This window comes from Microcystis sp. M049S2, from assembly GCF_020245625.1.
GTDB lineage: Bacteria > Cyanobacteriota > Cyanobacteriia > Cyanobacteriales > Microcystaceae > Microcystis > Microcystis ichthyoblabe_A.
Genome location: NZ_JADBUN010000053.1, coordinates 1 through 14,300 on the forward strand (window position 1 = coordinate 1; position 14,300 = coordinate 14,300).

General features: G+C 44.9%; 12 protein-coding genes. 6 read left to right on the forward strand and 6 right to left on the reverse strand.

The window, feature by feature from the left end; translation table 11 throughout:
• Window positions 1-133 precede the first annotated feature (133 nt).
• Together IM496_RS04470 and IM496_RS04475 are read left to right on the forward strand one after the other, a co-directional pair.
• A complete protein-coding gene (locus tag IM496_RS04470; protein ID WP_287661336.1) occupies window positions 134-1,624 on the forward strand; it encodes a UDP-N-acetylmuramoyl-L-alanyl-D-glutamate--2,6-diaminopimelate ligase in 1,491 nt (496 codons plus the stop codon).
• Between the two features lie 302 nt (window positions 1,625-1,926).
• Window positions 1,927-3,513 (forward strand): serine/threonine-protein kinase, encoded by a 1,587-nt coding sequence (locus tag IM496_RS04475; RefSeq protein ID WP_287661338.1) that lies wholly within the window; start codon window positions 1,927-1,929, stop codon window positions 3,511-3,513.
• Window positions 3,514-3,651: 138 nt separating this feature from the next.
• Here IM496_RS04475 and IM496_RS04480 read toward each other — a convergent pair whose 3' ends face one another.
• On the reverse strand, window positions 3,652-4,692 hold the full coding sequence (locus tag IM496_RS04480; RefSeq protein WP_194014268.1) for a fatty acid desaturase: 1,041 nt from the start codon (window positions 4,690-4,692) through the stop codon (window positions 3,652-3,654).
• 254 nt (window positions 4,693-4,946) lie between these two features.
• On the reverse strand, window positions 4,947-5,861 hold the full coding sequence (locus IM496_RS04485; protein WP_287661341.1) for a Sll0314/Alr1548 family TPR repeat-containing protein: 915 nt from the start codon (window positions 5,859-5,861) through the stop codon (window positions 4,947-4,949).
• A gap of 85 nt (window positions 5,862-5,946) precedes the next feature.
• On the opposite strand from IM496_RS04485, the gene IM496_RS04490 reads away from it, so the two are divergent.
• Window positions 5,947-6,594, forward strand: coding sequence for an ABC transporter ATP-binding protein (locus IM496_RS04490; RefSeq protein ID WP_104397988.1), 648 nt, complete (start codon window positions 5,947-5,949; stop codon window positions 6,592-6,594).
• Between the two features lie 141 nt (window positions 6,595-6,735).
• Window positions 6,736-7,413 (forward strand): 16S rRNA (guanine(527)-N(7))-methyltransferase RsmG, encoded by a 678-nt coding sequence (rsmG, locus tag IM496_RS04495; protein ID WP_287661342.1) that lies wholly within the window; start codon window positions 6,736-6,738, stop codon window positions 7,411-7,413.
• A gap of 2 nt (window positions 7,414-7,415) precedes the next feature.
• Here the strand turns inward: rsmG and cax are convergent, their stop codons facing one another.
• From cax to IM496_RS04510, 3 genes are all read right to left on the reverse strand, one after another.
• Window positions 7,416-8,504: a calcium/proton exchanger gene (gene cax / locus IM496_RS04500; protein WP_287661343.1), complete on the reverse strand. Its 1,089-nt coding sequence runs from the start codon at window positions 8,502-8,504 to the stop codon at window positions 7,416-7,418.
• 27 nt (window positions 8,505-8,531) lie between these two features.
• A complete protein-coding gene (locus tag IM496_RS04505) occupies window positions 8,532-9,155 on the reverse strand; it encodes a YdcF family protein (RefSeq protein WP_287661344.1) in 624 nt (207 codons plus the stop codon).
• A 157-nt stretch (window positions 9,156-9,312) separates the two neighbouring features.
• Window positions 9,313-10,797 (reverse strand): site-2 protease family protein, encoded by a 1,485-nt coding sequence (locus IM496_RS04510; protein WP_194014261.1) that lies wholly within the window; start codon window positions 10,795-10,797, stop codon window positions 9,313-9,315.
• 104 nt (window positions 10,798-10,901) lie between these two features.
• Between IM496_RS04510 and IM496_RS04515 the strand changes: the two genes are divergently transcribed.
• Together IM496_RS04515 and thiL are read left to right on the forward strand one after the other, a co-directional pair.
• Window positions 10,902-11,573, forward strand: a complete 672-nt coding sequence (locus tag IM496_RS04515) for an MBL fold metallo-hydrolase (RefSeq protein ID WP_287661345.1) — start codon at window positions 10,902-10,904, stop codon at window positions 11,571-11,573.
• Window positions 11,574-11,612: 39 nt separating this feature from the next.
• Window positions 11,613-12,581, forward strand: a complete 969-nt coding sequence (thiL, locus tag IM496_RS04520; protein WP_287661346.1) for a thiamine-phosphate kinase — start codon at window positions 11,613-11,615, stop codon at window positions 12,579-12,581.
• 3 nt (window positions 12,582-12,584) lie between these two features.
• On the opposite strand, the gene ffh is transcribed toward thiL, so the two are convergent.
• Window positions 12,585-14,021, reverse strand: a complete 1,437-nt coding sequence (gene ffh / locus IM496_RS04525) for a signal recognition particle protein (protein ID WP_004268212.1) — start codon at window positions 14,019-14,021, stop codon at window positions 12,585-12,587.
• Window positions 14,022-14,300: the final 279 nt, after the last annotated feature.

Here is a 14,300-nt window from a genome sequence, read left to right on the forward strand (position 1 = left end):
CACCCCACACCCCACCCCCCCCACCCCACACCCCACACCCCACACCCCACGCCCCACACCCCCACTTCGGCCTAGGAACCTCTTTGATAATCGGCTAATCTAAAAGCAGCAATCCCTAGATTCAATCCTGACTATGAAACTACAAGAACTTTTAAAAACTATCCCTCTGGTTTCCCCGATTTCTTCTCCTATCGCTTTAGAAACCGAGATTACAGGAATTTCCACCAATTCCCATGCTTGTCAACCGGGAGATTTATTTATCGGTTTACCCGGTACTCGCGTCGATGGCGGCGAATTTTGGCGTTCCGCTTTGGAAAGCGGGGCCCTAGCGGCGCTTATCTCCCCGGCAGCCGCTGCTAAATTTCCCCCCCCGGAGGATGCTTGCGTAATCGTTGTGGCAGATTTAGTTACTGCTACTGCTGCGATCGCTGCTAAATTTTATCATTATCCTGCCCAAACCCTAAAATTAATCGGTGTGACGGGAACCAACGGCAAAACCACCACCACCCATTTAATTGAATATTTTCTCAGCCAAGCAAAGATTCCCACCGCTTTATTCGGGACTCTTTACACCCGTTGGCAAGGATTCCAAGAGACTGCTAATCATACCACTCCTTTCGCTAACGAGTTACAAGCCAGTTTAGCCGAAGCGGTGAGCGCCGGCAATGAAATCGCCGTCATGGAAGTTAGTTCCCATGCACTGGCCCAGGGACGGGTACAGGGTTGTACTTTTCCCGTGACGGTGTTTACTAATCTCACCCGGGACCATCTCGATTATCACCTCGACATGGAGGATTATTTTGCCGCTAAAGCTAAATTATTTAGTCCCGATTATCTGCAAGGTAAGGCGATTATTAACCTTGATGATGCCTATGGTCAACGTTTAGCGGCCTCCCTGTCTCCCCAACAGGTCTTAACCTATAGTGTGTCCGATGCTAATGCCGATTTTTATACTAAAGATTTACACTATCAACCCACGGGAGTGGAAGGGGTGATGGTGACTCCCCAAGGAGAAATAGCCTTTGCTTCTCCTCTAGTGGGTCAATATAATCTAGCTAACCTCTTGGCGGCGGTGGCGGCAGTGTTAGAATGTGGTGTAGATTTAGAGACAGTAATCGCCCAAATTCCCCAATTTGCAGGAGTACCGGGGCGGATGGAACGGGTTAGCATCGCTCCCGACCAAGATATCAGCGTCATTGTCGATTATGCCCATACTTCCGACAGTTTAGAGAATGTTTTAAAAGCTTCCCGACCCTTTATTTCCGGTCGGATGATTTGTGTTTTTGGTTGTGGCGGCGATCGAGATCGGACAAAACGACCGTTAATGGGGAAAATAGCGGCAGAATTAGCAGATTTAGCCATAGTTACCTCGGATAATCCCCGCACAGAGTCTCCTGAAGCAATCCTTGAGGATATTATCGCTGGCATTCCCCCAGAAATTACTGTGCAGGTAATTAGCGATCGCGCTTTGGCCATTGACACGGCTATTCAAGCAGCACAACCGGGAGACGGAGTAATTATTGCCGGTAAAGGTCACGAAGATTATCAAATTTTGGGGACGGAAAAAATCCATTTCGATGACCGCGAACAGGCCCGGGCCGCTTTGATGAAAGTAAAAAAGTGATTAGGGATGATGAATTATCAAGAAAAGCTAACATTAGTTGACAATTGGCACAAGTAGCCAATTTTAAAATCTGTGGTAAGCTGGAAGGGTTTAGGTAAAAATCCCAGTTAGCAAGCAAACGCCATCTTGATAAGTTGCTCCTGCGTTAACTAAGCAATGACACAAAAAAGCGTTACAGGCGCTTTGAATGTTTCAGGCCTCTGGTTTTGGACTTTCGGAGATACCTCCTCTTGAGGAGAATCTCTGAGGGTGCATTTTTGAACTGTCTTAGCAAAAAAGTATCGGTCAACTGGTGACTCTATATGACCTACTGCCTTAATCCTGACTGTCCTCAACCGAAAAACGCCCCAACAGCGTTAATCTGCGAGAGTTGCGGTTCAAAACTGCTTCTGCACAACCGCTATCAAATTCTAGGCATTTTAGGGAAAGGAGGGTTTGGGGCAACCTTTGTCTCATCGGATTTGTCCCTACCAGGTACCCCCCTATGTGTGGTCAAACAACTGCGACCTTGCAGTGATGATGCTAATATTTTTCAGATGTCCAAGGAACTTTTTGAGCGAGAAGCGGAAACCCTGGGAAAACTGGGGGTTCATCCGCAGGTTCCCCGATTATTGGACTATTTTGAAGATAATCAACGGTTTTATCTAGTTCAGGAATACGTTAAAGGTCATAACCTCTACCAAGAGGTAAAAAAACGTGGCCCGTTTAGCGAAGCGGGAGTCAAACAGTTTTTAAGTGAACTTTTGCCGATTTTGAAATATATCCACAAACAAAAGGTAATTCATCGGGATATCAAACCCGCTAACCTAATTCTTCGGCAAACGGATCGAAAATTGGTTCTGATTGACTTTGGGGCTGTCAAAAATCAAGTTAACACTGTTATTGCCAATGTCAATTCTCAAAATGCTTTCACTAATTTTGCCGTGGGTACCCAAGGTTTTGCCCCTCCCGAACAGATGGCCATGCGTCCAGTCTATGCCAGTGATATCTATGCCGTGGGAGTTACCTGTATCTATCTACTCACGGGCAGATCTCCTAAGACTATCGAAGTTGATGTCAATACAGGTGAATTACTCTGGGAAAAATTAGTCAAGGTGAGTCCCCAGTTTGCTAAAGTCCTGAAAACAATGCTGGAAGTCTCCATCCGTCATCGCTACAAATCCGCCCAAGAGGTAATGGATGCTTTAGACATGACCGCTTATGCCGATAGTCTAGCCCAAAGTTTAATCGCGGCTCCAATGGTTACTTCCCCGAAACCACCACAAGATTCAGGTCAAATAGCCACTTCCTTCGTTTCTGGCTCTCTCAACTCTAAATTTCGCCCCAAAAATAAAAATCCAGAGGCCTCTCCAGATAATCTGCCGGGGGCGCAGATGGCCTTTTCAACAACCAATACAAATATACAATCTAAAAACAAAGACCACAGCAGCCCAGATATAACCTTACCGAAGAGAAAACGCCGCTTAGATGAAAAAGCGATTCTCGATGCTTACAATAACGGCCGGCGCAATTTTGCCCAGGAGGAATTATCGAATCTCAATCTGTCTAAAGTACAACTTTTGCGGGTAAATTTCTTTCAATGCAAATTAACAGGAACTAATTTACAAGGGGCGGATCTGTCCAATGCGGATTTGGGCCGGGCTAATCTCAGTCAAGCGATTCTCAAAAATACCAATTTAAATAATGCCTATCTCGGTTATGCAGACCTGGAAGAGTCCGATTTGCGCGGGGCGAATCTCACTGGAGCCAATCTTCGCCACGCTAATCTTAAAAACGCTAATCTTTGCGGTGCCAATCTCTCTGATGCTCAAGTAAATCGAGAACAAATCGTCCTAGCAAAAACCAATTGGTTAACAGTGATGCCCAATGGTAAACGCGGTTCCTGGTAATCTTTTTTCAGTAAACAGTAATCAGTAATCAGTGAAAAGACAGTAGAAAACTTCGATTTAATACTGTCACTTAAAACTCAAATCTGATCACTGATAACTTACCCACTGATAACTGATAACTGATAACTGATAACTGATTTAACCGCGACTTTCCTTAAAGGTTTTGTATGCGGTTTCGGAGTCGAAAATATGGCAATAATCAACAATTCGTTTCATTAATGGCCAAGAAAACTCAGTTTCTTTTAGGTGACTACCCCAATTTTCTTTGAGACTAGCGTGAACTTTGCGGAGGTTATAGGAAGGAATCGCCGTCGAGATATGATGGGGGATATGGACATTAATATCGTGACAGAGAATTTCTACCCAACGGGGATAGCTACAGTGAACTGTTCCTTCTAGTTGCGCTAAAGCTTGATTCCACTCTTCGGGATAGGAAAATTGAATATCGGGGTCTGTGTGATGGACAAGGGTAAAGGTACTCATCCAAAAATGATAGACAAACCAAGGCACCACCCAAAATTTAACGAACCCCCAGACACCAGTGTAGAAAATTAGGGTTGGGAAAAAAATAGCGGCAAAAACTAGGACGACAATCATCGAAAAGCGGGCTTTTTCCCGTTCGTTCTCTTTGAATTGTTCGATGTTGAAGTGTAGAATAGCCCAGTGGGCGATCGAACCGAGCCACCAGAAACGTCCGCGAATGCCGCGATAAAAGAGACGCACTAGGGGATTGGCCGAGTTAAAAGCTTCTAATTCCCAAGGATCCCAAGCATTATCTATCGTTACCATGTTAGTTTTAGCATGATGGCGATCATGGAGGAAACGCCAACAGTGGAAGGGATAGATAAGCGGTAATAGGAAAATATGACCGACAAGATCATTAACCCAGGGTCGATTAGAAAAAGACCGATGACCGCAATCATGGGCGATCACAAAGAATCCCGTTAAAGCTGTACCAGTGAAAATCCAAGCTAAAGGCAGTAAATACCAGGGAGAATAAACTAGCATTGCATAACCCGCAATGACCGCCAAAATATTCGTAATCACACCAAACCAAGCTTTAACTGGGTCTTTCTGGAAATATTCTTTGGGAATGCTTTTAATAATATCTTTCAGTTTAAAGTCTGGCTCGATCGAGGTGATCAACTCCCCATGCAATTTATCCGTCGTTGCCGTCATGAAATCTCCAATTACACTTAGGTGAACCCTTGACAATAAATCAGCTAGGAGGTTTAGCCAAATTCTGCTCTATACCACAAGCCAATTTTTTTGTCAATATATTTTTAACTTTAATTAATAAACTTCCGCGAAGCTTAATAATCCTTTACTTTATATAACATAAGAGGGGATTTTCTGTTTTGGCAAAATTTGCCCCTTGCCTCTTGCCTCTTGCCTCTTGCCTTCAGAAGCTGATAACTGATAATAGGCTTTTTTTAACGATTAGCGGTGTTTTCTAGGGATTTAATCTCCTCCTGTACCTTACGGTGTTCGCGATTTAACTGTTTTTTGACCGATTCGGGGAGTTGTTCCTGTTTTTTCAGGGCATTATTAAAGTAATCTAATGCCAGTTTCAAAGAGCCAGTATTTTTATCCGTATTGCCTTGAATTCTCAGGATTTGACCCTTCAGATACATTAATTCTGGATTATCGGGGGTCGCTTTCAGAGCGTTATCGATAAACTGCAAAGCCTGATCATACTGCTTTAAATCCCGGTAAGCTAGAGCGATACCTCGATCGACCAAGTAATCAGGACTCCCATAGGTTTCTAGCCGTTGAATTGCCTCTTGAGGACTAGAAAAGGGCAAATTAACCGCTAAAATCAAATCCATATAACCCTTTAACAGGTTCAATTCCGGATCCGTAGGATTAACCTTTTCTGCGGTTTCCAAATACTGAAACACCTGTTGTAATCTGGGGATAGCCGATACTGCTCCTTCGGTTTGAAAAACGTAGGTTCCCTCCAAAAAACTCCCCACCGCGAGATACAAATTTCCCCTTAAAGGGTCACTGTCCTGCATTTGTTTGGCCGCTGCCTTAGTTTTCTCGGAGTAGGTTTTGAGGGTGTTCCAATCCTGGTCGGTAAAAGCAAGAGAGGCACGCATAGCATGGGACAAAGGTTCTTGGGGTTCCTTTTCTGTGGCCTCAACAATTAATTTTTTTGCCTCTAGATAGTTACCTTGTTTAAAAATAGCGTTAAAAGCGGCCTCGGTCTTATCACCAATCGCTCGGGGATTGGTTTTGCGGAAAGGATCTCCGGCCAACCCGGGACCAATCCAGTTAACCACTACCATAACAGCCAGCGAAGCACCGATCGCCATTTTTTTCGTTAAACCTAACCTCAGCACCATGGTCAAAAGTCTCCTTGAGCGAATGAAAAAATCTGTCACAATAGAAACGGGTTTCTAGACTTAATTTCCAGTTATTTTCCTGTCAATGCTTTATCTCAAAGATGTGGTTTATCATCCTCCCGCTGCTCTCAATCCCATTTTACAGGGGATTAATCTCGAATTAGCACCCCAAGAATTAGGTCTGATTGTTGGCCCCAGTGGTTCCGGAAAAACGACTCTTTTGGAAATTCTAGCAGGCTTTGCCGATAAAACAGGAGGGACAATTCACTGGCGCGACCAAGAATTAACGGTGCTGCACCTGCAACAATTAGGAGGAATCGTTTTTCAGTTTCCTGAACGTCATTTTTGCGGTAAAACCATCCTTGAGGAGTTGCGTCTCGGTCATCCGGAGATTAAAAGCGATCGCCTAACGGCGGCCTTAAAGGAGGTAGGATTAGAAAATATTCCTCTGGATACTTCTCCCCACAATCTTAGTGGAGGTCAACAGCGTCGTTTATCCCTCGCTGTCCAGTTAATCCGGCAGCCTAATCTGTTACTTCTCGATGAACCTACGGCCGGTTTAGATTGGTCTATGCGTCGTCAATTGGCTAAACTTCTTGCTAGTCTCAAACAACACTGGACTTTATTAGTAGTTAGTCACGATGCTGGGGAATTATTGCCTATTGCTGACCGTCACTGGAAAATTGAACAAGGACATTTGAGGGAAGTAAAAAGTGAAAAAACAGATAGTTGAGATTTTAGGGTTTTGAGGTTTTAGGGTTTTAGGGTTTTAGGGTATTGGGGTTTTTAGTTGAAATTCCCCACTTCCCCACTTCCCCACTTCCCTCATACCTGATAACTGATGACTGATAACTGATAACTGATAACTGAATTAATGATCCTTCCTGAATTATTTGACCTTTGGCAAGAAACCCTAGAATGGCAACCCGATGGGGCCCAACAAGCGCGATTTCAACAACTTTATGAGTTGATTTTAGAGGGTAATCAACGTTTTAATCTCACCCGAATTACCCAACCAGAGGAGTTTTGGGAAAAACATCTTTGGGATTCTTTATCGGGTTTAGCCTGGTTACAAAAATCCCGGCCGGATCTATTGACAAAATCCCTGTCAGTCATTGATTTGGGGACCGGGGCCGGGTTTCCGGGGCTGCCAATTGCGATCGCATATCCCCATTGGTCGGTGACTCTCTTGGATTCCACCCAAAAAAAGATTAATTTTCTTGAAGAAGTTATTGACAAATTAGAGTTAAATAACACGAAAACTCGTTTAGGTCGGGCGGAAATCGTCGGGAAAAACCTTAAACATAACTGTGCTTATGATATCGTCTGTTTGCGAGCGGTAGGTAATGTGGATATCTGTGTTAACTATGCTTTGCCTTTCCTGAAAAAGACCGGAATCGCTATTCTCTATCGTGGTCAGTGGTCCGCGCAGGATAGTTTGAGTTTAGAGGAGAATCTAGGGAAAGCTGGCGGTAAAATCCTCGAAATTGCCAGTTTTACCACTCCCTTGAGCCAAAGCATCCGTCATTGTCTATATATCGGCAAGGGATAACGTTAAGCGGTGAGAGGATGGAAAAAGAAAGCCAAGGCCAGGATAGCATAGGTCGCTAAGAGTAACATTCCTTCTAACCAATTTGATCGCCCATCACTACTAATCGAATTAGCTAACCACACCGCCACAGCCACTGCCACCAACTCAAAGGGATTAAAATTGAGATCCATGGGCTGACCGATAATATAACCCATGATAACCAAAACCGGAGCCACAAACAGGGCGATCTGCATACTGGAACCGACAGCCACAGATACCGATAGATCCATTTTATTCTTAAGGGCGACGGTGACAGCCGTAGCGTGTTCGGCCGCATTACCGATAATAGGCAAAAGAATCACCCCGGTAAACAGCGCCGTTAAACCTAGCTGTTCCGTAGCCTCCTCTAGGGATGCCACCAATAACTCCGATTCTACGGCCACAGCGATGGTAACGATCAATAAAATCAAAGACCAAAACCAGATTTTCGGTTTTGCGGTGCTTTCTCTGGCGCTTTCCTCCTCGATACCGGCAATCCCGACATCGTAGAGATAGGTGTGGGTTTTCATAGAAAATAAGAGACTTAAACCATAGACGAAAATTAACACCGCTGCCACGGCCACGGATAGACGTTGCAGGACTGCTTCCCCGACTCCCGTGGAGGTAAATTCCACCGCAGTGGGTAAAAGGAGCGCCACCACCGCTAAATTCATGGCTGAAGCATTTAAACGAGCGGTTATCGGTTGAAATTCCTGTTCTTTGAAGCGTAAACCGCCTAAAAACATCGATAATCCCATAACTAAGAGTAAATTACCGATAATTGAGCCAGTAATCGTCGCTTTTACCACATCGATAAAACCTTCCCGCAAAGCGACATAGGCGAGAATTAATTCGGTGGCATTGCCAAAGGTGGCATTCATCAAACCGCCAATATTTGGCCCAACCACCACCGCAATCGCTTCGGTGGCTTCCCCCATGTAGGCCGCTAGGGGGATAATGGCTAGACAAGCGGTGATAAAAACTACCGTTCCGCCCCAGTGTAACAGGGAACCGGCGATCGATAGCGGCACAAAAATCAATAGGATGGCGAAAATGGTGTTTTTGCTTAACATAAAGTGGGTGATTTTGTCAAGATAATTTTATTTTGATCGGAGATGGGAACTAGAATCGGATTCTAGCCAAAATTCCCCAGTAGAACCGGTTATTATCCATAATATTGCCCTAAAACCGTCTCTGAGGGACTTTTCTAGGGGTTCGGGGGGTGATTGGGAGGGAACAGTCACCGGTTTAATCATAATTCCGCGACTACCAAAAACAATTTCTCCCACTAATCGCGCCCTTCTCATGTGATTATCGGAAGTGACTAGATAGACACTATCAATACCTTGGGCTTTCAGTTGATCGGCTAGGCTAGTAAAGTTAGTGACAGTATCTCGCGCATTGTAATCGAGATGGAGACGTTCTGGAGAAATTCCCGCTTTTTTAAAAATCTTTTTCACATATCGTCGCGGACTACCGGAAGACACCCAAATCGGTAGATCGGGATATTCCTTAGCCAATTTTGCCGCAAAACGTTCTCGATCGGCATGACCTCCCAAAACAAAAATCGCTTCCGGTTTTAGCCACTGCTGACGTAAATCGTGGTATAACCAGCCTAAACTCGCCAAAATTAGCGGAATAGCCAGCAATTTTAACCTAGATTTGCCTAACTTCCCTTTCAGAGAAACTCGCTTTTTTCTCTGAGAATTAGCCTTGAGAACCATATATCAGTGATCTGTGAGCGGTTGTCAGCCTTCAGCTTTGTGGATTAAAGTGATCGAGGGTGAGGATCATCGAACTCACATTGACGTAGGAGATGGGGATTTTATTCCCTAACTGACCGATAATTTTCCCGGAACTCAGGTTGATTGATGCAGTCTCTTACATTCCCCACCAACGGGCCACCGCTTCGGGAAGGGGTAGCAAAATACTTAATAATAAAGCCAGGGAAAATAGACCTAATAAATCTCGTTTATTATCCAATTCGGTGACATCATTTAAAGCTGGTTGATCGCTGACTGGCATTAATAAGAGAATAATCGCCCAGAGTAAAAAATCTGGCTGCACTAGGGCTAAAATAAACATGAATAATCGAGTTAATTGACCGATAATTATGGCGGTTTTCTGTCCATACATGGCGTGAACAATATGACCACCATCCAATTGACCCACGGGCATTAAATTTAGGGCTGTAACGATAATTCCCACATAACCTGCCACCGCTAAAGGATGTAAATGGATGGCTTTTCCCGCGATTAAATTACTGCCGAGGGCTAGTTTAGCTACGATAGATAAGAGAAAAGAAAACTGCGGATTTAAGGACTGAAAAGTTAATAAACTGCTTTGATTAGTTAGGGGAACTATTTCCGAGAGGGACAACCCCCAAAACAGTAGAGGAATAGCGATAATTATACCCCCCAAAGGACCGGCCACCGCCACATCAAATAAAGCTTTGCGGGTGGGTACAGGGGATCGCATTTGAATAAAAGCCCCGAAGGTGCCGAGGAAGAAAGGAATGGGGATAAAATAGGGCAAAGTAGTTTTAATTTTATATTTAACTGCTGTCAAATAATGGCTGAATTCGTGCAGTCCTAAAATAGCAATTAAGCCCAAACTGTAGGGTAAACCTTGCAATAATAAACTAGAATTATTTTCTAATTGTTGGGCGGTAATGCCACTTAATCCCGCACCGACCACTGTGGTGGTTAAGATAGTTAATAACAATAAACCCAGGGCAAGAAAGGGGCGAGTAACTTTTTCAGTTTCTATGGTTTCTGTTTTTTGCTGCCAGGGATTAGCCACAAGAGCGAAAAAAGGTTGTCCCTGAAAACTTTCTTGGAAAAGCAATAAAAAGCGATCCCCAAAAACCTTTTCCACATTGTTTTTAATCACTTGATAAGCTTCTTCGGGAACTGCTCGCAATTTGCCCCGACAGAGAATTGCTTGGGGACGATAATCGATATTTTGCAGATAATAAACACCCCAAGGAAAACAATCTCGTAGGGATTTTTCCTCTTCAGCAGTGATCGGTTTTAAATCATTTTTAGGTGCAGGATTATCAATATTTTCTAGGACTAAATTCGCTTTTTCCAGTGGTGATGGGGGGCTTTCTTGGGGAGTAACCCGACCCTTCTGTACTAGCCACCAATACAAAAAAGGGCAGATCACAAAAGGACCGAACAGCAAAAATGCCGGCATGGGGGTATCCTCTCCATAGATTAACGTCCAGCCGGTCCAAATAAGAGCCGGAGTCATCAGGACTAACCAAATTAACCATATTGGTGTTGTCGTGACTTTGGCCACGCTACGCTTGACGATAAAATAAGTGAAACCACCAAGAATCCCTAATAACAACCACATTTCCATATCGGCTCTTTTCTCTTGAATAAAAAGCGGCTAATTTCAGCCGGCCTGGTCATCGATCGTGCTAAGTTATAAACCGCATTGATTGTGATTTGGATAGGCAAACCATGCGATCGGAAACCGAATCGTCTCCTTTAGAGGTTAGCAAAACTACAAAACCCCCTCGATTAATTCTAGAAGGTTTATACGCTTTCTCGCCTAATCGGGAAACCCTAGGGGGAACCTCTTATCTTATTGTAGAAAATACCGGCAATATTCTGGTGGATTGTCCTAGCTGTGAGGAGAGCGAGCGAGATTTTCTCCTAGAAAAGGGTGTCCGTTACCTATTTTTTACCCATCGCGCGGGTCAGGGGAAACAGAGCGATTCTCTGCAAAGTTTACTTAATTGCGAGATTATTCTACAGGAACAGGAAGCTTATCTGCTTCCTCACCGTCAAATTACCGTTTTTCAGCAGCAAATCCAGTTATCTCCCACTTGTAGCGGTTTTTGGACTCCTGGCCATTCTCCCGGCTCCTCCTGTCTCTACTGGAACCGTCACGGGGGGGTTTTATTTACCGGTCGTCATCTTCTCCCCGACACCAAGGGTCAACCGCGACCCCTACAGACTGCGAAAACTTTCCACTGGCTGCGGCAATTGCGATCGCAAAAGGCCATTTTAGACCGTTTTAGTCCGGAAACCCTCTCCTATCTTTGTCCGGGGGCTAATACCGGCTTTTTGCGCGGTCGGGGAATTATCGATCGCGCCTACGAAAAAATCAGCGCCAATCCTCTTAACTAAAGACTTTTTAGAAGCTGCATCGTTCAATTCCCAGAAATTATGAATTTAACCGTTAAAGACTTGGGTGAACAGGGATTGCTACCGATTCTGCAAAAATATTGTCCTGCGGAGATTATCGGTGATGATGGGGCGATTTTATCCCTGAAAGAGGGTTACTCTCTCGTTGTCACCACTGATGTTTTAGTTAATAACGTCCACTTTAGCGATATTACCACCTCTCCGGAAGATGTGGGCTGGCGAGCGGCGGCGGCTAATTTATCCGATTTAGCGGCTATGGGGGCAGAACCCCTGGGAATTACGGTAGGATTGGCTTTAACTCCCAATCTAGCCATCGATTGGCTAGAAGGACTCTATCGGGGTCTTAGCTCTTGTCTGCAAGTATATCAGACGGCGATCGTCGGTGGCGATGTCTGTCGGGCCACGGAGATTAACATCAGCATCACCGCCCTGGGACAAGTGGCAAAAAATGAAGAAATTAGACGTTTTAACGCAAAAGTTGGCGATAGTATCGTTATTACTGGTTATCACGGTTTATCGCGGGCTGGATTAGAGTTACTCTTGCACCCTGAAACCGGCAGGAATTTAAATTCCGCCCAAAAAAAGCGATTAATCCAAGCTCATCAACGGCCGCGACCGAGACTTGATTGCATACCACATTTACAAAAAATTGTCAAGCAATTTCCCATCGCGGGCATGGATAGCAGTGACGGGTTAGCAGATGCTATCATCCAAATTTGTCGCTGTAGTGGGGTTGGTGCTGAAATCGAGAGGATTCCCCTGCATCCAACCCTGAAAGAATATGTAGGAGCCGAAAAAGCTCTAGAATGGGCTTTATACGGCGGTGAAGATTTTGAGTTAGTTTTGTGTTTGCCCCCGGACAGTGCCAGAGAATTGCTGGAGAAAGTGGGGGAAGAGGGGGCGATAATCGGTCAAATTGTCCCGGGGAGAGAGATAAAATTAGCCGATGGTAGAAACCTCAGTTTAAGCTCTGGATTTCAACATTTTTAGCCTCTATAAATCGCCAAAACCTTTCTTTTTCTTGATTTTCTTCGGTTTTTTCGGGCTGCCACCTTGACCTCGGAACCCCGGTTGATTGCCACCCCCAAACATTCCGCCACCCATCCCGGGCATCCCCGGCATAGCGGGCATTTGTCCCCGTCCCATCTGTTGCATCATCGATCGCATTCTGGTGAAATTAGTAATTAGTTTGTTAACTTCTGTTTCCGGATGTCCCGAACCTTTGGCAATGCGACGACGACGATTAGGAGACTTAGCCAATAAATCGGGGTTAGCGCGTTCCTCCGTGGTCATGGAATTAATCATCGCTTCCGTGCGTTTTAACTCTTTTTCGCCCTTTTCGATGTCTGTACCGCTCAGTTTGCCCAGACCGGGGATTAACTTCAAGACTCCCCCCAGGGAACCCATATTTTTTAACAGCCGCATCTGTTTGAGGAAGTCATTAAAATCAAACTTAGCCTCTAAAATCTTGGCCTGCATTTTGGCCGCGTCTTCTAGGTCTAACTGTTCCTGAGCTTTTTCCACTAGCGTCAGGACATCACCCATATTGAGGATGCGACTGGCAAGGCGATCGGGATAAAATGGCTCTAAAGCTTCTACTTTTTCCCCAACCCCAACAAATTTAATCGGTTGTCCCGATATTTGCCGCACTGATAGGGCCGCCCCACCACGAGTATCGCCATCAAGTTTGGTGAGAATTGCCCCCGTGATGCCGATTTGTTGGTGAAAAGTGTTGGTAAGACTGGCCGCTTCCTGACCGGTCATGGCATCCACCACTAATAAAGTGTCGTCGGGCTTGACAATTTTCTTGATTTGTGCTAGTTCGCCCATCATCTGGGTATCTATCTGCAAACGACCGGCGGTGTCGATGATAACCGTATCTACGCCCAATTCTTTGGCTTTTTCCACACCTTGACGGGCGATATCGACGGGATTAGCCTGAGAACCCATCTCGAAGACGGGAACATTTATCTGTTTACCGAGGGTGATTAATTGGTCAATGGCCGCCGGACGGTAAACATCGGTGGCCACCATCAGGCAGCTTTTGGACTGTTTGCGGAGATATAGGGCTAATTTGGCGGTGGCGGTGGTTTTTCCTGTCCCTTGCAACCCGGCCATTAAAATTACGGTGGGGGGTTTATCGGCCTGAGCTAGGGGAACGTTGCTTTCCCCCATAATTTTAACTAATTCATCATAGACAATTTTGATAAATTGCTGACCGGGATTGACTCCGGAAATAACTTCAGCACCGAGGGCTTGTTTCTCGACCTCAGCAATAAATCCCTTGACTACCTGTAGGTTAACATCTGCTTCTAATAAAGCCCGCCGGACTTCTTTGAGGGTTTCTTGTATATTGGCCGAGGAGATTTTATCTTGACCTCGTAATTTTTTCCATGCGTCTTCTAAGCGGTCGGCCAGTGCGTCGAACATAGTTTCGGAATTAAATTTTTAACTAGATCGATTTTATCTCAAATGTCAGGGGAAGACCCCCCTTACCCTGTCATTGGTCGGGGATCGGCGGCAAAGTTCGATCGAATGTTAAACTGAGTCTGTCTTAAGTAGGTAGGTGTTAAAAGTTGTCAGATGCCCCCCTTATTAAGCTATCCCTTATAGGGATCTTTCTTAACAATTTTTGCAGTAAGCACTCCAACCCTTATCCTGACTTGATTTCAGTTTTTTCTTTGTCAGTAAGGGTGTCAACAAGGAATA